General features: G+C 45.8%; 21 protein-coding genes and 1 tRNA gene. 15 read left to right on the forward strand and 7 right to left on the reverse strand.

Features of this window, described 5'->3' with window-relative positions; genetic code table 11:
- Positions 1-10: 10 nt before the first annotated feature.
- The 7 genes from CLV42_RS28540 (at position 11) to CLV42_RS28570 (ending at position 5,842) form a co-directional block, all read left to right on the forward strand.
- Complete coding sequence (locus CLV42_RS28540) at positions 11-934, forward strand: hypothetical protein (protein WP_106605351.1); 924 nt, start codon at positions 11-13, stop codon at positions 932-934.
- Between the two features lie 41 nt (positions 935-975).
- A complete protein-coding gene (locus CLV42_RS28545; RefSeq protein WP_106605352.1) occupies positions 976-2,322 on the forward strand; it encodes a TlpA family protein disulfide reductase in 1,347 nt (448 codons plus the stop codon).
- A gap of 13 nt (positions 2,323-2,335) precedes the next feature.
- Positions 2,336-3,427, forward strand: coding sequence for a thioredoxin family protein (locus tag CLV42_RS28550; RefSeq protein ID WP_106605353.1), 1,092 nt, complete (start codon positions 2,336-2,338; stop codon positions 3,425-3,427).
- Positions 3,424-4,320, forward strand: a complete 897-nt coding sequence (locus CLV42_RS28555; RefSeq protein ID WP_106605354.1) for a S1 family peptidase — start codon at positions 3,424-3,426, stop codon at positions 4,318-4,320. Before CLV42_RS28550 ends, CLV42_RS28555 begins: the two co-directional genes overlap by 4 nt.
- Before the next feature lie 142 nt (positions 4,321-4,462).
- Positions 4,463-4,801, forward strand: coding sequence for a DUF4267 domain-containing protein (locus CLV42_RS28560; RefSeq protein WP_106605355.1), 339 nt, complete (start codon positions 4,463-4,465; stop codon positions 4,799-4,801).
- A 180-nt stretch (positions 4,802-4,981) separates the two neighbouring features.
- Complete coding sequence (locus CLV42_RS28565) at positions 4,982-5,305, forward strand: hypothetical protein (protein ID WP_106605356.1); 324 nt, start codon at positions 4,982-4,984, stop codon at positions 5,303-5,305.
- A 45-nt stretch (positions 5,306-5,350) separates the two neighbouring features.
- Positions 5,351-5,842 (forward strand): DUF1003 domain-containing protein, encoded by a 492-nt coding sequence (locus CLV42_RS28570; protein WP_106605357.1) that lies wholly within the window; start codon positions 5,351-5,353, stop codon positions 5,840-5,842.
- Positions 5,843-6,289: 447 nt separating this feature from the next.
- Here the strand turns inward: CLV42_RS28570 and CLV42_RS28575 are convergent.
- A tRNA-Ser gene (locus tag CLV42_RS28575) sits at positions 6,290-6,377 on the reverse strand.
- Between the two features lie 145 nt (positions 6,378-6,522).
- On the opposite strand from CLV42_RS28575, the gene CLV42_RS28580 reads away from it, so the two are divergent.
- Positions 6,523-8,562: a gliding motility-associated C-terminal domain-containing protein gene (locus tag CLV42_RS28580; RefSeq protein ID WP_106605358.1), complete on the forward strand. Its 2,040-nt coding sequence runs from the start codon at positions 6,523-6,525 to the stop codon at positions 8,560-8,562.
- A gap of 18 nt (positions 8,563-8,580) precedes the next feature.
- Here CLV42_RS28580 and CLV42_RS28585 read toward each other — a convergent pair whose 3' ends face one another.
- From CLV42_RS28585 to CLV42_RS28600, 3 genes are all read right to left on the reverse strand, one after another.
- Positions 8,581-9,006, reverse strand: a complete 426-nt coding sequence (locus CLV42_RS28585; protein WP_146154513.1) for a MerC domain-containing protein — start codon at positions 9,004-9,006, stop codon at positions 8,581-8,583.
- A 409-nt stretch (positions 9,007-9,415) separates the two neighbouring features.
- The gene (locus CLV42_RS28595) at positions 9,416-10,423 is read right to left on the reverse strand and encodes a lipase family protein (protein ID WP_106605361.1); all 1,008 of its coding nucleotides are present in this window, start codon (positions 10,421-10,423) and stop codon (positions 9,416-9,418) included.
- A 194-nt stretch (positions 10,424-10,617) separates the two neighbouring features.
- Positions 10,618-11,460: an alpha/beta fold hydrolase gene (locus CLV42_RS28600; protein ID WP_106605401.1), complete on the reverse strand. Its 843-nt coding sequence runs from the start codon at positions 11,458-11,460 to the stop codon at positions 10,618-10,620.
- A 144-nt stretch (positions 11,461-11,604) separates the two neighbouring features.
- Here CLV42_RS28600 and CLV42_RS28605 point away from each other — a divergent pair, with 144 nt between their 5' ends.
- The 3 genes from CLV42_RS28605 (at position 11,605) to CLV42_RS28615 (ending at position 15,303) form a co-directional block, all read left to right on the forward strand.
- Positions 11,605-12,591, forward strand: coding sequence for a GlxA family transcriptional regulator (locus CLV42_RS28605; RefSeq protein WP_106605402.1), 987 nt, complete (start codon positions 11,605-11,607; stop codon positions 12,589-12,591).
- 120 nt (positions 12,592-12,711) lie between these two features.
- On the forward strand, positions 12,712-13,641 hold the full coding sequence (locus CLV42_RS28610) for a S1C family serine protease (RefSeq protein WP_245901758.1): 930 nt from the start codon (positions 12,712-12,714) through the stop codon (positions 13,639-13,641).
- A 135-nt stretch (positions 13,642-13,776) separates the two neighbouring features.
- Positions 13,777-15,303, forward strand: coding sequence for a TolB family protein (locus CLV42_RS28615; RefSeq protein ID WP_106605362.1), 1,527 nt, complete (start codon positions 13,777-13,779; stop codon positions 15,301-15,303).
- A gap of 2 nt (positions 15,304-15,305) precedes the next feature.
- On the opposite strand, the gene CLV42_RS28620 is transcribed toward CLV42_RS28615, so the two are convergent.
- Positions 15,306-17,123 carry a glycoside hydrolase family 15 protein gene (locus CLV42_RS28620; RefSeq protein ID WP_106605363.1) on the reverse strand — a complete coding sequence of 606 codons (1,818 nt, stop codon included), beginning with the start codon at positions 17,121-17,123 and terminating at the stop codon, positions 15,306-15,308.
- A 20-nt stretch (positions 17,124-17,143) separates the two neighbouring features.
- Between CLV42_RS28620 and CLV42_RS28625 the strand changes: the two genes are divergently transcribed.
- A complete protein-coding gene (locus tag CLV42_RS28625; RefSeq protein WP_106605364.1) occupies positions 17,144-17,875 on the forward strand; it encodes a hypothetical protein in 732 nt (243 codons plus the stop codon).
- A gap of 122 nt (positions 17,876-17,997) precedes the next feature.
- On the opposite strand, the gene CLV42_RS28630 is transcribed toward CLV42_RS28625, so the two are convergent.
- The gene (locus CLV42_RS28630; RefSeq protein ID WP_245901759.1) at positions 17,998-18,765 is read right to left on the reverse strand and encodes a basic secretory family protein; all 768 of its coding nucleotides are present in this window, start codon (positions 18,763-18,765) and stop codon (positions 17,998-18,000) included.
- A gap of 130 nt (positions 18,766-18,895) precedes the next feature.
- Positions 18,896-19,681: a patatin-like phospholipase family protein gene (locus CLV42_RS28635; RefSeq protein ID WP_170117685.1), complete on the reverse strand. Its 786-nt coding sequence runs from the start codon at positions 19,679-19,681 to the stop codon at positions 18,896-18,898.
- Positions 19,682-19,742: 61 nt separating this feature from the next.
- On the opposite strand from CLV42_RS28635, the gene CLV42_RS28640 reads away from it, so the two are divergent.
- The 3 genes from CLV42_RS28640 (at position 19,743) to CLV42_RS28650 (ending at position 22,738) form a co-directional block, all read left to right on the forward strand.
- Positions 19,743-21,500 carry an amidohydrolase family protein gene (locus CLV42_RS28640; protein WP_106605367.1) on the forward strand — a complete coding sequence of 586 codons (1,758 nt, stop codon included), beginning with the start codon at positions 19,743-19,745 and terminating at the stop codon, positions 21,498-21,500.
- A 108-nt stretch (positions 21,501-21,608) separates the two neighbouring features.
- Complete coding sequence (locus tag CLV42_RS28645) at positions 21,609-22,013, forward strand: ACT domain-containing protein (protein WP_106605368.1); 405 nt, start codon at positions 21,609-21,611, stop codon at positions 22,011-22,013.
- 149 nt (positions 22,014-22,162) lie between these two features.
- Positions 22,163-22,738: a hypothetical protein gene (locus CLV42_RS28650; RefSeq protein ID WP_146154514.1), complete on the forward strand. Its 576-nt coding sequence runs from the start codon at positions 22,163-22,165 to the stop codon at positions 22,736-22,738.
- Positions 22,739-22,757 lie beyond the last annotated feature (19 nt).

Consider the following 22,757-nt stretch of genomic DNA (forward strand, 5'->3'; position numbering starts at 1 on the left):
TCCAGTGCAAATGAACATCAACAAATACCTGTTCGCCTTTGCCATATTTGCCATGGCGACATCATGCAGAAAAGAAGAAGAAACGGTTTTCCCTGATTATGATAAGAACTGGCTCGTAGTGGAGGATGATCCCAACGATGCGACGATACATGCCAACTACCTGTTCTTTAAAGAAACAGGGATACCGGTATACATCAATGACACCATCGGTTCGCAGCAGCGTAAGGATGTGTTCGGGCATGATTATACTTATTATGAGGTGCTGTCATTGAATTACTCCCTGGGCGGAGTAGTAGCAGGGGCACCACCAGTCGTGCAGTCCTATTCCTTCTGCTCCAAAGCTGATGTGCCGGCAGCGCTGGCTTTCCTGAGAGAAGAGATCATACCGATGCTGCCAAAAAGTGCGCACATACCCAGTATCCTGCTCGTGGATACGCTCACCAGCAATGCGTTTGGTACCTATGCCTTTAAGGGCTTCAATACGATCTTAATAGGTGCAGTACCGCAGATACCGACTATGGATGCAACTACCAGGGCTGCTTACAAGGGGGCTATCCTGCGGGCCTTTCTTACCAATGCAGTACTCGATGATAAATACAGCGCTACACTGCAGAAGTTTTACACAGCTTCCAGGAAGTTTGTGACATCAAAGGATGTCTATGGGGTGTACACATTCCAGCTTTCCAGCCTGGTCACAGGGCTGCCCCCGGGTACTACAGCGACGCCACAGGCCGTCGGGTTCCTGGGTACAGATCCCAGATATTCCTATTATACACCGCTGTCAACCTGGATGGATGTAAGTATGTACCTGGAGGCGACCCTTGGCAACACACAGGATCAGTTTAAACAGCTGTATGGTACCGAGCCTAATATCATGATCAAATATGGTTATATCAGGCAGATACTGGCTGATATGGGGGTACCTGTTCAATAAGCACTCAATAACGAATTATAAATTATAATTAAACATTAAAGATGAAGAAAACAGTTTTATCAGCGCTGCTGCTGGCTTTTTCTGCAGCAGGATGGGCACAGCAGACAATCATTAAGGGGATATTTTTGAAGGAGCCGAGCAATGTAGTAAATACCAGTGAGATATATCTTTTAAAGCAGGAAAATGGTGGTATGGTGCCGCTGACCATGATTCCGCTGGCCAGGCATGATCATTCCTTTTCTGTCCAGGTGCCAGATAGTGATCTGAATGTGATCCGGTATATCGGTTTCTCTGACGAATTATACCCGGTCTACCTGCGCAAAGGTGATACACTGACGCTCGATGCAAGTTATGGTGACATCACTTATTCAGGGAAGGTGAATGCGGAAAATAAGGTTTTTAATGATTGGTACAAAATAGTGTCCCCACTTAGAAAGTATATCTATACAAAGGAAGGAACGAAACGTGCATCTGATCACTATGCTAAGACACTTGATTCCCTGGTAAAACCAACTGAAACATTTGTGAGCAGTATCAAAACGGGCAACGCCAAATTTGACAGCTATGTAAAAGTCCTGTTGCCATACAGTTTCAGGTATGATGCACTGGGTCCTCTTTTACAAGGTTTAGGATATGCAAAGAGAGAAGAATTCCCGGCTTTTATTACCAATTTATTTAAGACGGAGAACTTCTCCAATCAGCAGATCTGGACGCTCCCATTCGGCTACATTTACATCCAGGGTGCAGCATTTGTAAAGCACTATACTTACAATATGGAGAGTGGATTCCTGGAAGATGTAATCGCAGCGGATATCGCTAACCCAACGATGAGAGCTGATTATTTGCTGACCTTATTACAGCATCAGGAATACCAGAACATGGCCAAATTTGTTAACAAAAACAAACAGTACATGGTCACCGAGCCACAGAAGAAAGCCATGAAGATATTTGAAAAAAAGGCGATGCTGAAGGAAGTCGGAGGAGAGTCAATTGATTTTGCATATCCTGATATGACTGGTAAAGTACATCACCTGAAAGATTTCCGTGGTAAGGTTGTATTGGTTGATCTTTGGGCTACCTGGTGTAAGCCTTGCCTGGCAGAGCAACCAGCACTGGAGGAACTCGAAAAATCAATGGAGGGTAAGAATGTTGTTTTCATCAGCATTTCAATAGATACAGAGAAAGATAAATGGAAGAATATGGTAGAAGCGAAGAAACTGTCAGGACTGCATTTATTCTCCAACAACCAGGGAAGTATGATCCAGGATTATGAGGTTACTCAGATACCACGCTTCATCCTGATTGACAAGGATGGTAAAATGGTAAGTTATGATGCTATCAGGCCTTCAGATCCTAAGCTGAAAGAGTTAATCGAGTCAAAAATCTAATTCTAAAACAGACATGCGGGTATTCATTATTTCCATATTGTTAACGATAGGTATTGTTGGCAAACCACATGCGATTGCGCAGGGTATAGTATTCCAGGAGCTGACGCTTAAGCAGGCCATGTCTAAAGCTGCTAATGCGGCAGATCCAAAGTTGATCTTTGTGGATTGTTACACCAGCTGGTGCGGTCCATGTATTGAAATGGCCAAACAGGAATTTCCTAAAAAAGAAGCAGGCGAGTTTTTCAACCCAAAGTTCGTATCTGTCAAATTTGATATAGAAAAAGGAGAGGGCATTGATATCGGGAAGAAATACGACGTCAAAATATTTCCCACTTTCCTGATCCTGGATGCAAAAGGTGAAGAGATCAACCGTGTCGTAGGAAAAGCAGGTATAGAGGACTTCATTGAAAAAGTAAAGGGGGCTATGAAACCCGACAATTCAATGGCAAGTATGAAAGCTGCTTATGAGAAGGAGAAGAATATGATGACTGCATTGCCATATGCAAAGGCATTGGCTGACAATGGCAGAGATGCGTCTGCTGTGCTGAGTGAGGTATTTGACAGGGCACAGGACTTTGAGCGGTTCAGTGTAGATTACCTGCAGCTGGCACTGGGAACAGCGGAATTTGGCAGCCCACTTTTCAGGAAGTTACTTTTGGATAAAAGACGTATCGACCTGTCATTGGGTGAAGAAGTGGCCAACCAGATCATCTTTGATAAGGTGCGCAAGCACATGTACCTGATCGCCAATGAAACCGGGGCTAAATACAATGTTTTCTACACGCCTCAGCAGGTGGAAGACATTGCCTACACTATTTCATTGCTGAAAATGGATCCCATGAAGTATGAGCTGCATCTATGCAGGATTGCACTGTATGTGGTCAATAAGGACCTGGATGGTATGATCGATTACTATAAACGCTATATCCTGACTGTGCCGGACAACGACGTGTTTAAAGGCATCATGGATGGTATACTTTTAACCAAAGCATCGAAGGCTACTGCTGCCCAAAAAGAAGCGATAAAGGAGTATTTCCAGCTGGGTCAGAAGAATTATGAAAGGCAGGTAAAGCACTATCAGCAACATTTAGAAGCTATCAAATGAGGATATATTCAAAAACATATACCATCACATTAACCGTTCTGTTAGCCATCCATTTGCTGATGGCTGGCAGGACGGTTGGACAGGGGTTCACAGATGATGCAAAGATAGCTGCGGCATTCCTGCAATCCTTCGATTCCTTATCTGCCAAAGGCAGGAGCATCAGTGCCGAAGAGGTACAAAAAGCACTGCTTGCAGAGCAGCATGGCGTAGCACTCGACCTGGCAAAGCCAGTATCAAAGGAATTGACGGGACATGATCTGTATGAAAAGGCAAAAAGTGCGACAGTGATCACCGGGATAGCTTATCTGTGTCCCAGGTGTGACAATGTACATTTGAGCGAATCTACAGGTTATGTGATCGATCCGAAAGGGATCATGGTCACCAACTACCATGTTATGGGTATGTATGCATTTATGAAAGACGGTAATCAACCTAAGGGTTTTGTAGTCCGTATGGCAAATGGTCGTACATATGGAGTCAGGGCTGTCCTTGCATCATCTAAGAAAAACGACCTGGCTGTACTTCAGTTAGATACGCATGGGGATATATTACCAGCGCTATCCCTGGCAGATTCAGCTCAGATTGGTGATAAGATCAGTATACTGGGTCATCCGAAAGGGATCCACTTTTATTTCTCACAGGGAAATGTAAATAACAAGTATATGGAAGAAGTGGGGGAAGGGGATAATAAGTTCTTTCGGGAAATGATGTCCGTATCAGCAGACTATGCTACTGGTTCCAGTGGAGGACCCGTAATGGATATGTATGGCAATGTGGTGGGTACGGTAGCCAATACGCGCATGTTCCTGCATAGTGACATGAATGCAGGTGTGCAGATGGTGCTTAAAAATACGGTACCTGTCGAGTCGCTCTGGAAGCTGATCAGGAAATAATTGTCCATATCTTTTCAAAACCAAACAGCCTTCAGATCTTCAATCTGAAGGCTGTTTGGTTTTATATTAATTTGTTAACCCAGGTGCATCGATAGCCATACAGGTAATGATAATTTTGAGTCAACAAACTAAACAAATTATCATGGCAACAAAGATCTCATATATGATGGCCTGCCTGCTGGGGATAGGAATGATCTTCCTCGGCATACGTTTCTTTCTGGCTCCGGAACTGGCAACGGCGGGATTTGGTATGCACTACAATGCAGGGGGCGATTATTCTTTTCACCACATAAAAGGTATCAGGGATGTATTTTCCGGAATACTCCTTTGCGGTTTCGTTTTAATGCACCAAAAGAAGGCTGTAGGGCTCACATTACTGGCAGGAACTATCATCCCGGTCAATGACCTGCTGATCGTCTTAAGTAAGCCTTATAATGGGCTGACGCAGGCCCATTTCAGGATTATTACATTGGATATCTAAATTATTATCCTAAAATGGAGGGATAATACTTATGTAAACTGCTGCACTCATTACTCAATAATCCTTTATAATTTTTTTATAAACATCTGCGTGGATAGCAAATGCTATTTTTCTTTCTCTGCCTTATCTATAAATCGATTTGTTTTCGATATACATTAACGGAAATTAAATAGTTATGCTATGATCAGAACTGAAATGAATACTATTACAGCCGTCCTGAATGGATTGAAAGTAAAGAGACAGGATAATGAGTTTACCATTAATGATCAGGGAATGATAATTCTCAAAGGCAAGTCCTATAGTCAACCGGAGATTAAAATCCTTAAAATGTACCGTTTCGAAGGCGATTCTGATCCTTCAGATGAGGCAATAATATATCTTATTCAGGCGAATGATGGAACAATGGGATATAGCCTGGATGCTTATGGTATGTATACCAATCATGTAAATGATGGATATGCTGATGCGATTCATAAGATGATGTTCCATACATCACAGATATAGATCGGTGATATTACAAAACACTACTCCATACCAATACAATTTATTATGAATATAGAACCTGAGGAACAGATATTCACAGGTGAAATGCAGTATCTGGAAAAACTTCATAAAATTGTTCAGGAAACTATTCAGGAAAAAGATCTTATTCTTAATAATTTGCTGCATCCATCACAAGACATCCTTTCGAAAGAGCAAAGGCTTTCTGACAAAGTAGCTCACTTCGGTGGTAGCTGGAGATTTATTGTCATATTTGGTGTCATTCTAATGTTTTGGATAATTATTAACGTTGTTGTATTAAAAAGCAGCGCTTTTGACCCATACCCTTTCATATTAATGAATTTAATACTCTCATGTATTGCTGCATTACAGGCGCCGATCATAATGATGAGCCAAAACCGTCAGGAAGAAAAGGACCGGATGAGAAATGAAAATGATTATCTGATCAATTTGAAATCCGAAATTGTAATTCGAAGCCTGGACCAGAAGATGGACTTATTATTGAGGAACAAATTAAAACCCTATACGATATGCAGGTAGAACAAATTGCTATGCTTCAAAAAATAACTGCAAATACCGAAAAGATATGATGCTGAGTTGATTGATTCAAAATCCTTCGCAGTATGAATGCCCAATCTGGTCTTAAACACGCTAGATGCAAAAAAGCGTTAGAGAAATCTGTGAAATTTATTTCTGAATAGAACTACATATCAATTCATTATACTCTGCAGAAATTAATTCCTGATACTGCCCCTTTATCCAAAACTAATTTCTGATGATCGTTGGTTTAATCTGACTATTATATCCGATGTCTGAAGGCATTCAATTTTTTTACTAAACTCTTCCGTTTAATTAATAGAGAAAGAGGGATTCGAACCCCCGGACCTGTTACAGTCAAAATCATTTAATCAGAGGTTGCCGCAAACAAAAAAGCCTTCAGATATCATCTGAAGACTCAAAAACTTTTCGCTATCGCTTAGATTTTCTTGGCGGAGAAAGAGGGATTCGAACCCCCGGACCTGTTACAGTCAACAGTTTTCAAGACTGCCGCAATCGACCGCTCTGCCATTTCTCCGCTGCAAAAGTATAAAACTGATTTAATTTTCAAAAAAAAACTTTTCCATACTATCTATCATTCTGGTAAAATCCTTTGTGTTGTTGGGTTTGCTCGTAAAAAAAAACTATTTTTAGGTATTACTGATACCCGTTACGGAATAAACATGCGATCAAAATTCATTTTCCTGTACCCGCTCTTTTGCCTGATGTTTATACACATTGGTACCATCCAGGCGCAACAAATGACGTGCACAGCGATCGGTCAGAACCCTTCCACTGCATTCCCCGTTTGTGGCACCAAAGTATTCAGTCAGGATTCAGTGCCCAAATGCGGCGGACGCCTCGTCGTTGGTCCCCCCTGTCCCGGTGGTCAGGACGCCGGACTTGCAGACGTTAACCCTTACTGGTATAAATTCACCTGTTATAAAGCAGGAACATTAGGATTTAAGATCACCCCTAAAGTATTAACGGACGACTACGACTGGCAGCTCTTTGATATAACCGGTCATTCGCCTGATGATGTATTTACTGATCCCAGACTGTTTGTGTGCAGGAACTGGTCTGGTGAAGGTGGTGTAACCGGCGCATCCACGGCCGGCAATTCCCTCCAGGAATGTGGTGGTAAAGGTGTCCCCCTGTGGAGTAGTATGCCAAGCCTCATAGAAGGTCATGAATACCTGCTGTTACTGAGTCACTTTACATCAGAAGGACAATCAGGGTATGACCTGGAATTTACCGGAGGTACTGCCGACATTACCAGTCCCGGGATACCGTCTATTAAATATGCCACTTACAACTGCTTAAACAATACCATCGGCATAAAGCTCACCAAGAAAACGCTCTGTAAAACCCTCACCTCCCAGGGAACAGAGTTCCTGTTCACAAAAGGAACGGGGACTATTACAGGCGCAACCGGCGCGAACTGCTCCAATGGCTTTGACAGTGATTCACTGCTGGTACAGTTAAGCGCTCCATTAGGACCCGGTGATTATACTATCGCTTTCAGAAATGGTTCAGATAATAATACCGTGCTGGATGTATGTGGTAATGCCCTCGCAGAAGGTGAAAGCGCTGATTTCCATATTGCAGTACCACCTCCCGTGGAACTACGAAGTGCAGCGCCCGTAGGTTGTGCGCCAGACCAGATTAAAATCGGATTGTCAGTACCCGTACGTTGCGGATCTATTGCCGCTGACGGCAGCGATTTCACGATCTCCGGAACACCGCTGGCAGCCATCCGTAGTGCCACCGGGAACTGCAATGCCAACAACCTGACCGATACCCTGATCATTCAATTTACACAGCCACTGGTCAGAGACGCGAACTATACCATCACGCTGACTACCGGCACCGACGGCACCCCGATACTGGGAGAATGCGGTCAGCCGGCAGCTGTCAGGCAAACAGTGACCTTTCATACAGTCGACACCGTTTCTGCAGATTTTGACTTTGGCCTGAACAGGAACTGTAAAATAAGTACGCTGGACCTGACGCACGATGGCGACAATGCTGTGAATTACTGGCACTGGACCTTCGACAGTACCGATAACCGCTATACGCAGAACGTCACTAAAATATATGGCGATTTCGGGGTCAAACATGTTACCCTGTTTGTATCTAATGGTACCTGCACCGATTCTGTTGCCAGAGATATCAACCTGGAAAGGACCATGGCAGCATTGTTCGATGTGGATCCGGGACCTTATTGCCCGATGGATATCATCTCCCCCAAAAATGCGAGCTATGGCAATCTTATCTCCTATCTATGGGATTACGGGAACGGCATTATCAGTGTAGGCGCTGATGCATCGCCACAACGATATTATCCAACCCAGAAGGAACAGGATTACCGGATCAGGCTGATCGTAGAGGACAACCTGCATTGTATGGATACCGTTGAACATTTCATCAAAGCGGTGACGAGCTGTTATATTGATGTACCTACAGCCTTCTCCCCCAACCATGACGGTATGAACGACTACCTCTATCCTTTAAGCGCATATAAAGCATTAAACCTGGAATTTTCCGTATATAACCGCCTGGGGCAATTGGTATTCCAGACCACCGACTGGACGAAGAAATGGGATGGCAATGTGAAAGGTAAACCTGCCGATATCGGCACCTATGTCTGGATGCTCCGTTATACGTTGAAAGATACCGGTAAGAGAATATTCCGTAAAGGAACCACCGTACTGCTGCGTTAGTAGCAGTACGGTCATATTTTATGCTATGGATGAGGTATGGGTTTCACAATCCCGGCAACCTCTCCAGTTTTTGATGTGTGCGGTAATTACCAGTATCGCGCCTATGATCTTCAAGCCCATTTCCAGAGACACCGCACTGACAAAATTACCTGCGACCATCAGCAACAACCCTGTTGCAAAATATACCAGGACCGCCTTTTGCCTGTGCAGGCGTATATATCCCCTCCAAATGGCCCATCCGCCGGCGGTCATGGAGACAAGTACCGTAAGGACCTCCAGGAACACATTTTCTAATATTTCCACCCCAAACAAGCTGAAAGTCGTGAAAATCACAGGCAGCAGTACACAATGAACAGCGCAGGCCAGTGATGCTCCAATGCCGATGGCATCCCATTTTACCTGGTAAGCGGGCTTTGTCCCGGTAATTCTCTCTCTTTTCTCCATAGTTTCCTCTTTTCTGTCAAAAATTCCGTTGTCTGCGGGTACGTGTTGCTTGATCCGGGTAACAAAAATATATAAATGAAACAATGATGCAAAAAGTATTTGGAAATAATTATCGTCAGGATAAGAATGCCGGCCTTGGGGGAATGCTTTGCGCCGGAAGAACGTCCGGATATATCCAAACGGATGAGCTGTCTCACCCGGTTATCTTTTTCCAGGTGAGTTGCACACAACCAGCATATAACCAGGATATGAGTTGCATATGACTAGCATCTTCTTCCGTTTAAAAACGGAGGAAAGACGTAAGAATATGCTAGTCATATGCAACTCATATCCTGGCCATATGGATAACAGACCTGCTTACTGTATTAAAATGTGATAAAGGGGGCCTTATTCCGGGCGTGTTATTGTCTTAAACATTTTGCACCATCGGCTGACTAGGCAATACGGGCAGCATCACACCCAGGAAGCCTGCATAATTCGCCAACGCATGCTGCGCACCGGCCTGGCCAAACCAATCTTCCGCAGTGTTATCCATATATTCGCTGTAGAGGTTAGTGCCGAATATAGTATAGTTATTCTTCGGCTGCAGATAGCCATAGAAGAGGAACACACCGGAAAGCAGGAAGAAGGCTTCTCTCAGGGTAACCGTACAATCATCATAGGTAACGGAAACAGCCGAAGCAGCAGGACTTGGCAGATATAATAATCCCGTCAGGAAAACAGTACCCGCTACAGGGAAGTTCGGTACGATGTCGTTCGCATTATGATAGTGCCATGCAGCTGGTATCTTCGCATCAAGGTCATTGACAAAATCAGCATTGCCGGCAGCAGGCGCCGCAAAGGTATACAGGGAAACTTTATCTGTAGGGTCGCTTTCTGATGTAAGCGTGGATGCAAAATAAGAGGCATATACATTCGCAATATTACCACCCAGACTATGTCCAGCAATGAGTACCTGTTTACCATTCGCAATAGCATTGCTGGTCAGGTAATCTGTAACAGATAAGGTAGAACCAAACGAATCCGTCATATCCTCCAGGTTTGTGAAAGCGGTATAGGCGCCGTTACTCACCTTTGCATCAGCAGTGCTGGCATACTGCCATTTTACGCGGGTTATCACGTCTAGGTCTTCCAGTACCCAGTTGGCAAAAGCATCCCAGTTGTCAAAAATATCCTGGGGAGGAAGCGACCCGCGGATAGCCAGTGCATAAGTATCGCCGGTAGGGTCAACCGCTATAAATGCATAGTTGCCATCCTCGGTCTGAATACCGTTCCAGACTATTTTCCATCCGGGCATATAAGTGCCAATGTCGTTCACCGGGTCAGGGGTGTAGCTGACAAAACAGAGTAATACAGCTGTTGTGGCGCCCGCGGGTTGAGGGGCAGTGCTGTTTAGGGTCGGAGCAATAGTTTTCATCGTTGTGATGTTTTAAAATGAAGAATGAGGAATTTAGAGGGTGGTTGACTATTGGTATTGTATGTAACTAATATAACAAGATTCCTGCACTTCAGCTACAATATAGCACTGACGCCATTGTAATTGAGCGTTATGTACTACGGGCATGTTGCCGGTCAACACTCCATCCCTCATTGCTTCATTTCACCGGTGGTTTACCCGCCAATAGCCGCGCTTATATATTTTACGGTTTCCTCCGGCTGCTCTTCAGGAACATAATGCCCGCAGTCTTTTATCACCACTACCGTAGGATCAGCAATGGCTTTCAATGCGTTGCCGATCTGTTCACCCAAAGCATATTGTCCGCCGATGGCCCAAACGGGAACAGATAAACGACGCTGCGCTTTCCTGTTGTTTTCCGCGCTCAGGCTGAAAGCCCTGTAGTAGGCAAATCCGCGGCCCAGCCTCTCTTTCCCGGTATAGGCTTTTACATATACATTCCTGTCATCTTCATTGATAGCAGCTTTCACAAATGACTTGTTCGAAAAGTACCAGGAAAGATAGGCTTCTTCCCTACCCTCCACCAACCACTCCGGGATATCGGCCACGGCATGGAAATAGAATTGCCATATCTTTTTTGCGTTCTCCGGCTTGAATACACCATCAGCAATGAACCCGGGGATAGCAGCATCGATCACGGTCAGCGTATTCAGCTGCGCTTCATGATCCAGTGCAAATGACACGGCCACCCAGCTGCCTACATCATGCGATACCAGGTGCACCTTCCCGATCTTCAGTGTGGTGATAAATTTACTGATGATGGCTGCAACAGTTCTGGTATCATAACTTTCTGCAGCGCCACTATTACCTAAACCAGGAAGATCCACCGCAATAACCCTGTTCTTTTTTGCCAGCGCTGGCATTACCTTACGCCATACGTAGGATGTTTGCGGCCAGCCATGTAACAGAAGTATCACATCTCCCTGTCCTTGTTCATAATAACAAAGCTTTGTACTTTCGATCTGGATAAATTTTGCATCCGGCATTTGTGCTTGCATATGCTTAACGAATAGAAAAATAAATAGTGATAATAAAATCGTTTTTTGTTTCATGAAACAAAATTAGTCTCAGCGCATTTTGTACAGGAGGACAAAAAACAGGTAATTCCTGCCAATGCAGGAATTACTCATTGCATCTTAACTATGTCTAAGGAAGAGAAACACATCGTTATCCTGGTACCGTCCAATTCCGCACTGATGGATATGGCCGGACCACTGGAAGTTTTTAACAGGGCCGCTATATTGGCTCAACGTGAGGAGCAGGATATCCGTTACATCGTACATACTGTATCTGGCGAGCAGACCCGCCAGGTCATTACTTCTTCTTTTTTGCCGATTCTCTGCGAGTCTACTTTTCATGAAGTAGATTATCCCATCGATACACTTATTCTTTCCGGTATCCCTGCGGATGAGAATCAGCCACTGGATGCACTGTTATTGCCATGGATAGCCGCACAGGCAAAACAGGTACGCAGAATATGCTCTGTATGCTCCGGCACTTTTATGCTGGCACAAGCGGGAGTGCTTGACGGAAAACGCGCCACCACACACTGGCGGCTTTGTCAACGCCTGGCGGATATGTTCCCTGAGATCAAGGTTGAAAACACGCCCGTCTTTGTAAAGGATGGCAACATTTATACCTCTGCCGGTGTCACCACTGGTATGGACATGGCCCTGGCGCTGGTGGAAGAAGATATGGGCAGATCTTTTGCCCTGGATATTGCCCGGCAGATGGTACTCTTCCTCAAACGGCCCGGTAACCAGTCGCAATACAGTACCATGCTGGAAGCACAGGAAACAGACTATGAACCTGTAAAGGCGGCGCTTAGCTGGCTGCACAAGCACCTGCATGAAGAGATCACTGTGGAACGATTGGCGCAGCAGGCAACCATGAGCCCCCGCAATTTCGCGCGGATATTTGTACAGGAATTGAAGATCACGCCGGCCAGGTATGTTGAAAAACTACGCCTGGAACAGGCCTGCAGGAGCCTGACAGAAAAGAAACTGACGCAGGACGAAATAGCGGTGCAAACAGGATTCGGTAATGCAGAAAATATGCGGAAAGTATTTCTTAGAACCATGGAGGTAACACCTTCCCAATACAGAAAAAGATTCAGAAGTACGTTTTAATGGCCAGACTGACAGCCAGCCACCTTTCTGACAGATTAAACCCAGCTGTTCCTGCCGTTCTGTCCCGATTCATATGAGGTAAGGTATTTGATGCATCTAAAAAAATCGATACAATTTTAAATGATGGATGCATATTCTCAAATGATCATTGACGCTGTCGAAAAAGCCAGTCCGGCAGTGGTCAAGATAGAACGACTGAATGCCAGCAATAACCAGGAATCGGTGTCCGGAACAGGCTCCGGATTCCTCTTCTCTTCCGATGGGTATCTGTTCACTAACAGTCACGTCGTAAATGGCGCCACAAGCCTGAAAGTGATGCTGCAGGACGGTCGCGTATACCCCGCCAGCCTGGCCGGCCAGGATCCTGCTACGGACCTGGCGCTTCTGAAGATTGATGCCCGGGAATTTTCTCCCGTGAAACTGGGCGACTCCGATGAACTGAAGATCGGACAGATGGTGATCGCCATCGGTAATCCCCTGGGATTCCAGCATACCGTTACCGCAGGTGTGATCAGTGCTTTGGGCAGATCATTACAGGGACAGGACGGTATGATGATGGATGCCATGATACAGACAGACGCTGCGCTGAACCCCGGTAATTCCGGAGGACCACTCATTAATAGTAAGGGCGAAGTCATTGGTGTGAATACCGCCGTTATCAGAGGCGCACAAGGCCTTTGTTTTGCCATCAGCATCAATACCGCCAAGGCTATTGCCAACCAGCTGATCCGTTACGGTAAAGTCAAAAGGGCCTATGTCGGTGTTGCCATGCAACAGATCGATCTCGTACCCAGATTACGTGCTATTCATCAGCTGAAAAACAAACAGGCATTGTTTATCTCCAAAGTGGAACGGAACAGTCCTGCAGCAAAAGCCGGCATCCTGAACGGAGACATCATTTATCAGTTCAATGATCAGCCGGTGGAAACAGCCGACCAGTTCTTTAAAATGATGACTTCCGATAAAATAGGTCAGTTCCAGTATATCAATGTAATACGGGATAATGAAAAGCTTGAACTGCGGATAACACCAATAGAAAGAGGAGATTGAGTGCGCTGATACTTACTATGTAAATTAATAGCGTTTGCTGCTGGCAGAAGGCTTTCATTCCCGGGGAAACATCTGTAAATTAGATAAAATTCCACGGCAAGCCTGCCTCCTGTTGATCACGTTATACTATTACATATGGGTAAGAAATTGCTGTTATTCACCATTAGCCTGCTGGCATTCAGCCAGTTCGCCAGGCTCTCTGCACAGACCCTGGGTATCTTCGACGAACAAACAGATGTCGGAAAGGTGAAACATTCCGGCACTACACAATACGACCCTAAGACACAACAATACACCATCAGCGGTGCCGGTACGAATATCTGGTTCGGCAGTGATGAATTTCACTTCGTATGGAAAAAGATGAAAGGTGATTTCATTCTCCGTACAAATGCTCATTTCATTGGTAAGGGAAAAGAAGCGCACCGCAAATGGGGCCTGATGATACGCAGCTCACTGGACACCAGTAGTACCCACGTGAATGGCGTTGTACACGGAGATGGCTTAACCTCCCTGCAATTCAGACGTACTACCGGTGCGAATACAGAAGAAATAAAATCAACACTGACTGCGGCAGATGTGGTGCAGCTGGAACGGAAGGGTAATACGTTCACCTTATCCGTAGCGCGCAACGGACAAACATTCGTCAGTGAAAAACTGGATAATCTTGCATTAGGAGATGAAGTATACGCAGGAATGTTCGTCTGCTCACACAATCCTGATGTTGTGGAGAAAGCTGTATTCAGCAATGTACGTATCACAGTACCTGCTCCGGACAACTTAGTGCCCTACCGCCAGTATATTGGCAGTATGCTTGAAATACTGGATATCGCTACCCGGCACAGTACCATTGTTTACCAGACGCCCGGTTCCATACAAGCGCCTAACTGGAATAAGGATGGCAGATCACTGATCTACAATGCCGACGGATTACTCTACCAGTTTGACCTGGAGAAGAAAACCCCTTCCCTGATCAATACCGGAGAGGCGAAAAAGAACAACAACGATCATGTATTATCCTTTGATGGAAAAATGCTGGCCATCAGCAGTGGTGATGGGGAAAAAGGCGCTTCAATAGGCTATGTGGTACCGCGCACAGGAGGCACTCCTATACGTATCAACAAGGTAGGGCCCTCTTATATGCATGGATGGTCGCCCGATGGAAAGTTCCTGGTGTTTACCGGACAGCGTGATCGTGAGTTCGATATTTACCGGGTACCAGCTGCCGGTGGAGAGGAGGTCAGATTAACTATGGCGCCCGGACTGGACGATGGTCCTGAATATACACCGGATGGCAAATACATTTACTTCAACTCCATGCGCAGTGGACTGATGCAGCTATGGCGGATGAAGGCCGACGGTTCTCAGCAGACACAGATCACTGACGATGGTTTCAATAACTGGTTCCCACATGTTTCTCCGGATGGCAAATGGATCGTATTCATTTCCTTCCTGAAAGAAGAAGTAGATCCTTCAGATCATCCTTTCTATAAACATGTTTATTTACGGCTGATGCCTGCAGCTGGTGGCGCGCCCAAAGTGATTGCTTATCTGTACGGCGGACAAGGTACGATCAATACGCCTTCATGGTCGCCCGACAGTAAACGGATCGCATTTATCAGCAATACGAATTTGCTGTTTCCCATCTTTCCTTCGGGAAAATAGCTTTATATACGACTCAATTGTTTATTGAGCTCAACGGCAGCACTAATTAAAGCGAGGTGTGTGAATGCCTGGGGAAAGTTCCCCAGGTGCTCCCCCTTCTTTCCCAGCTCTTCACTGAAAAGCCCCAGGTGATTGGCATACCCGATCATCTTTTCAAAACTTTCTATTGCCAGCTCCAGTTCTCCACATTTGGCAAGGGCTTCTATATACCAGAATGAGCACATATTGAAAGTACCTTCTTCTCCATCCAGTCCGTCGATCCTTTCCAGGTGATTCCGGTAACGGTAAATGAGTACATCCAGGCGCAGGTCCCGGTCTATCACCTTCATGGTAGAAAGCCATCTTGGTTCCAACGGGGTAACGAAGTGGGTCAATGGCATCAGCAGCGCGCTGGCATCTACTGCTTTGGCGCCTTTGTATTGTACCCATGCCCCGAGTTCTTCGTTCCAGAAGTGATGGAAGATGTCATTATAGATTTCATCGCGAACAGTCTGCCACTCTGTTTCCGGATAAGGGAATGAGCGATGCTGTGCTATTTTAATAGCCCTGTCCATCGCTACCCAGCACATTAAGCGCGAATGCAGGAATTCCCGTTTTTCGTTCCTGATTTCCCATATGCCATGATCGGGGGCTTTCCAGTCAGCGATCACACATTCCACCTGTTTCCTGATCAGGGCCCAGAATTCAAAGGTAATAGGCTCGTAAGACTTATTGTAGATGTAGATCGTGTCAATCAGTTCTCCGTAAATGTCTGTCTGCCGTTGACCGGCAGCGGCGTTGCCAATACGTACAGGCTTCGCGCCCTTATATCCGTCCAGGTGCTTCAGCTCCTGCTCGTTCCCTGCCTTGCCGCCATCAATATTGTACAACAATTGCAGTTGGTTTTCGGTACACAGGTTAAATATCCAGTTCATAAAAGCCGTTGCTTCATCATAAAAGCCCAGTTTCAGGAAGGCATACATGGTGAAAGCAGCATCCCTTATCCAGTTAAACCGGTAGTCCCAGTTACGGTTGCCGGCCAGGGTCTCAGGGATGCCGAAAGTGGGCGCCGCCACAACGGAACCGAACTTGATCGAAGTCAGTAATTTCAGTGTAATGGCCGACCGTTGTATCAACTCCCCATAATGTCCCTTATAAGTCGATTTGCCTACCCATTGCCGCCATTTAACGATCGTATCCTGGTAGATATCCGTATAATATTCAATGCCGGCTAATGGCTCCGTATTGCCCTTTTTAACTGCCTGCAGGACAATACTGGCCACTTCCGATTCCCGGAGGGTAAATTCCGCATATCCATTCTTATGTTTCAGGCGTAAGGGGATATCTGCTATCAGCCGGAGTTGTACATCCCCGTCGTTAATAGGAGTAAAAATGATCTCATTCTTCCGCTTCTTCAGTACCGCCTCATGTTTGGCCAAAGCATAGTCAAATCGGGGCACACAATTCACTTTAAAAGTGATATTTCCCCGGATGGTTTTGATCTTGCGGACGATCGTGCAGTCCGTTTCCTTTTCTACATCAGCAATGGGCATATAGTCTGTCAACTCAGCAATACCCGAATCTGAGAAATAACGGGTCAGCAGAATCGCTGTACCGGGTATATATAGTTGTTTGGAGGTATAGCCCTGCATCTCCGGCTCGACGGAGAAGTACCCACCTTTAGTGGAATCCAGCAGCGCGGCAAAGATAGTGGGAGAATCGAAACGGGGAAAACACATGAAGTCAATAGACCCCGTCAGAGAAACCAGGGCAACTGTCTCCAGGTTGCCGATAATACCATAATTCTCAATGCGTTGATACGGTCTTTCCTGATGTTTCATACTAGTATTTATCATGAACCATGCCTAAAGCTGCAGATCCTGCTGCAATGGGAAAACGCCCGGGAATTCTGCTATTTGCCTGCTTCCGCATGTGCTGCATCCCTTATCTTTACAGCATGCTAGAACTGCCTATTACCGTACGCATTCCCTCGGATGAGGAAATAGATTACCGGCCGGACATCGATGAGATCCTTTTCAAGAGAAGGAAGGCGAAGATCGTAGAAGGGTATACGCTTACACTGAATGAGAATCCCCGCATACCCTATCGCTTCCAGGCCATGATCAATATCAATAACAGCCGTTTATGGGCTTTATTCCAGGCACTGGCAGCTACCCTGCCGGATAAGGTAAGCTGCGTGTATGGTATGTATGAGGAAGAATCAGTGACCACTCCACTGCTGCAAAAACAATTCGTACTGAAGGAACTGGAAAAATACAGAGAGGAACTTACGCAGGAGTGTCAGCTGGAAGCCGGTCTGCTCTTTCAGGTAAAAGATATACTCATAGAATTGAACATCAGTGAAAGTAAATATATCCGGTACTGGGGCGCGGAGCTGGAACGATTCCGGTTGCTGATGCAATCGTTTCATTTAGTACCCGTGGAAGGGTTGGAATTTATTGATGAATATCCGAAGATAGTCACCCCGCTGAGAGAGCTGGTACGTACGGCCAAAGCGCCGGAAACCGTACTTTATTATCTGGACCAGGCCTTTCATATTGACAGAAGGGCACCCGATCCTTTTTTTGACTGATAAAAAATATCCCGGCCATCGGTATAGCCGGGATATTGTATAGCATTGCAGATGCAGATCCCATTCATCCCCTCCTGGTTATTATTCAATTATGGCAATGCTACGGAGTAGTGAATGAGCTGCTACAATGCAGGATTAGCAGAATAATCTGCCCACAGTTGGTCCACTGTTTTAGTGGTCAGGCTTACCCAGGTATTGGCTGTGTAAGTTTTATTACGTAACGCCGTATTCAGATCTGTTACGATCGAAGTGCGTACATGCAGTTCCAGCCAGGCCAGGAAACGTGCGGTAACACGGTAGGCATCAGTATACGACTGGGAAGACGACCAGTTAGGCAATGACCATCCCGCAGGACCGTTATTCACACCATACTTATAACGGACATAATCGGCAATACCCTCAGTCAGCCAACCGGGAGCGCCACCAGTATAAGCCTGTACCACGTGCATGATTTCATGCGTTACAACATCTACATCCTGCGGATGGCTATGGAACCATGCGGAACTGTAGGTAATAGTGGTACCGGAGGTGGCCGCCACACCACTGTAAGCAGGGTCTATTACAAAAGTAACTGCTTTAACGGCGCCGGTATTGAACTTGGTCACCAGCTGCGGATAAACGCTGAAAAAGATATCTACAAATTTCTGACGTACAGCATCGTCAAAGGTAGCGTCCTTGTTAGTGATGGTCACTTTGTAACCATTACTGGTGTAGATGACGGTACCTACGGGCGTAGTTGCGGCTGCAGTGACGTTTCCCGCAACGCGGGCTGTTTCATTAAGGTCTCCCTTAGGCTGATCGGGAGTTACAAGGTCAGATTTGCTACAGGCAGACATTAAAAAGATACCAAGGGTACCAATAATCATGGAATAATTTAGCGAATGTCTCATTTTGTGAGTGGGTTTACATAGGAGGCAGATGAACAGTGATCTCAGGGAATTAAACGCAATAAATGCGGTTTTCGTACGTCTGCACCCGGTTATGCTTAACCACTCACATTATTGAATGACAAACAGCACCTTATGCTTCAACCGGCTCGGGGCTGTCCTGCAGTACCTGACGGGTATATTCCAGCCCTACAGTATAAATAGCATCGAAACGTTTAAAATCGAACATACCGAACTTTCCTAATTCCGCTGGCTCAATAAAGCGACTGCACAGCAGCTTGTTCTTCAACACCGGCTCATGAATAGCCATATGCAGGGTCCTCTCTATGTTGGCCCGTATGCCGTTTGCAGGATTGTAAGGCGTGAGCGGATTGACGTGTACACCGATAATAGATTTATATCTCCCTATCAGCGGTTCCAGCGGCAGGTTTCCGGAAATACCTCCATCTACATAGGGTACACCATCAATCATTACCGGCGCGAATAACATCGGGATGCTCGAAGCTGCCAGGATAGCGGGTATCAGCGGTCCTTTGTCAAAAATAGTCTGCTGCCCTGTGGAAAAGTTTGTCGCAGTAACATATAAAGGAATGGGTAATGATTCAAATGTAGTATGTCGCAAAGTTTGCGTCAACACCTTTTCCAGGAGCTTCAGTGACAGGAATCCTGTTTTCAGGTGCTTCCAATCGACCGTCAGCCCCATCTTTGTTTGTAAAAAGATCTCTCTGACCTCATCTGTAGTGTAACCATCACAGATAAAGGCTGCGGCTATAGAGCCGGCACTGGTAGCGGCAATCGCTTCGGGAAAGATCTGCTGCTCTGCAAACGCTTTTAAAACACCAATATGGGCATAACCACGGGCGCCACCACCAGATAGGACAAAGGGACGCTGTATAGGGACTTTCAACTCCTGATTCATCAGGCTAATATATATAAAGAAAGTAAAATCTGCTACCTTAGCACCAACCAAATCTAACCCGATGAAAAAATTTCCGTTGTTATGGGCAGTTGCACTCGTCATATATGCACTGCCGGGTTACACACAATCTACCACTACATCACCTGTTAACAATGCGTCCTCTACCCTATGTATCACACACGCTAACCTGATAGATGTCAGCAGCAGTAAAACACTGGCAGATCAGACCATCATCATTGAGCATGACCGTATACTGGCTACCGGGCCTTCGAAGAAACTGAAAGTACCTGCCGGTGCGACTATCATAGATGCTACAGGGAAGTACGTGATGCCCGGTATGACAGATGCACATATCCACTTCTTCCAGACCGGTGGTCTGTATACCCGTCCCGATGGACTGAACCTGCAGGCGGTATATCCTTATGAAAAGGACCAGCTGTGGGCAAAAGAACACCTAAGTGATCTGATGGCCCGCTACCTGGCATGTGGCATTACCACTGTAGTAGATGTGGGAGGGCCATTCAGCAACTTTACTATCCGCGATAAAGTGAATGCCGATCCACGGGCGACTAATGCCTGGGTAACAGGTCCGCTGATATCTACTTATCTTCCGCCTAACCTGGATAAAAAAGATCCTCCCATTGTGAAAGTGACCACACCGGAAGAAGCCCGTGAACTGGTAAAAAAACAATTGCCCTATAAACCTGATTTCATTAAGATCTGGTACATCGTGTTGCCCGGTATGCCGGCTGAAAGTACTTTACAGATTGTCAAGGCGACTATAGAAGAAAGTCATGCGCACGGACTAAAAGTAGCAGTACATGCGACAGAGTATGAAACGGCTAAACTGGCTGTTACAGCAGGAGCAGACATCCTCGTGCATAGTGTGGATGATAAAGAACTGGACGATGATATGCTTCAATTACTGAAGAATAAACATACGGTGTATATCCCCACCCTCACCGTGATGCATGGTTATAAAAGGGCGTTTACGCAGCAGTTTGATTTCCCTATGCATGATCTGAAATATGGAGATCCATTCATGCTGGGCACATTGACTGACCTGCAGCATATTGACAAAAGCGTTGCTGGTTTTGAGTATAAAACACTACGTACACGCCACATCATTCCTTCAAAAGAAGATACGGTGATGCATACCAACCTGCGGCTCGCAGAACAGGCAGGTATTAATGTGGTGGCAGGCACTGATGCGGGTAATATCGGCACCCTGCATGCTTCCTCCTTTTTCACCGAACTACAGGCCATGCAACAATCGGGATTGAGTAACCGGGAGATCATCCGTTCCGCCACTATCAATGCAGCAAAAGGCTTCGGTAAGGACAAAGATTACGGCAGTATAGAAAAGGGAAAGATCGCGGATCTGCTGCTGCTGGAAAAAGATCCTACGCAGGACCTGAACGCGCTGGCAGATATACAGACCATCATACACCGTGGCGTACAATTACAGGCAAAGGAACTGCTGACACCCACACCGGCAATACTGGTGCAGCAACAACTGAATGGTTATAACGCCCGGAATATTGACGCCTTCCTGGCGCCTTACAGCGATAGTACTTCCATTTATGATCAGGCCAGCGGTAAATTACTGATGCAGGGGAAAGAACAGATGCGGCAGCGATATGCTGCGATGTTTGAGAAGGCAAAGGAATTACACTGCCAGTTGGTGAACAGGATCGTGATGGGCAATACCGTAATAGATCATGAAAGAGTAACCGGTGTAGGAGAAAAGCCCATGGAGGCGGTGGCGGTTTATACCGTTGAAAATGATAAGATCGTAAAGGTTTCCTTTATCCACTAAAAAGATGGGGGCTGTTTATCATGCAGTAAAGCCCCCATCTAACATATGTGTTACATCTTTTGAGCGACCCGGGGGGCTGGAATGTCTTTGGGTTGTATATTTACAAATATGAGCGGCATCACAGATATTTCTACCTTACTGAAACACATGACGCCTCAACTGCATGAGGGGGAATATGTTTTCTGCACAGTGGACAATCCTGGACAGATAGATCTGCAGGAGGTCATTGGCACCTTCCGGGAAGAGGAAGGAATCACCCTGATACTGGCCAGGGAAACTGCAGATCGTTTGCAGCTGCCTTATACCTACACTGCTGCCTGGATCACGCTCACCATACATTCATCACTGGAAGCGGTGGGGCTCACGGCAGCCTTCTCTACTGCTCTTGCCAAAGCAGGGATCAGTTGTAATGTAATAGCGGCCTGGTACCATGATCATATTTTTGTGGCCGCAGGAGATGCGGACAAGGCCATGCAGACGCTTAAATCACTCAGTATCAACACCTCTATTTAATAGTCATCACCATTTGACCTACCGTTCAGGTCCCCGCCAAGACCGTTGCTATAAAATAGCCGCCTGGTAACAGCGGATAGGATACTAATTTGAATTTTTTCTTTATCTTTCGACGTTATACTTAATCAGCTATCCCTAACCGAACCTACATGAAAACTAAAATGCTATCACTGATAACAAGTGCTGTTATCACTTTCTGTACGGGCTCCACGACTGTACTGGCGCAGAAAAAAGGGCTCAATCCGGGTACATTTAACATTGAAAAGAGTGGTTCCGTGGTCTCTTCGCAGGACATCAGGGGCAATGCCACTATTGGTACCAGTAAAATGGCTATCATGAGCCTCGAATGTACATTACGCGATGGAAACAGGACATTATCCATCAAATTTGATCTGAAGAAAATCGGCGAATTCAAGCCCGTTACTATTTCGTTGGATCAATCAGCCGGCAACGAAGAATCCGGCAACTTTGCACAGTTCCTGAACTATCCGAAGGATGAAGCAGCAGAAACTGAGGCGGATGCTGCTGGCAAGGATGTTTCCTGCAATGCGGAGAAAGGTACTTTCACGCTGACAGAGATCAGGTTTGATGACGTAAAAGCCTTTATCTCTGGTCATTTTGAGTTCACAGGCAGAAATGATATCGAGTCAGGCGCTGAGAAGATAGTCACCCTGAAAGGTACTTTCAACGGTGTACAAATCGTTTGTATGGGCCCTCATCCATGAGCCACCAGCAAATAGCTGC

Origin of the sequence: Chitinophaga ginsengisoli (genome assembly GCF_003014595.1) — a bacterium.
In the GTDB taxonomy this organism is placed as follows: domain Bacteria; phylum Bacteroidota; class Bacteroidia; order Chitinophagales; family Chitinophagaceae; genus Chitinophaga; species Chitinophaga ginsengisoli.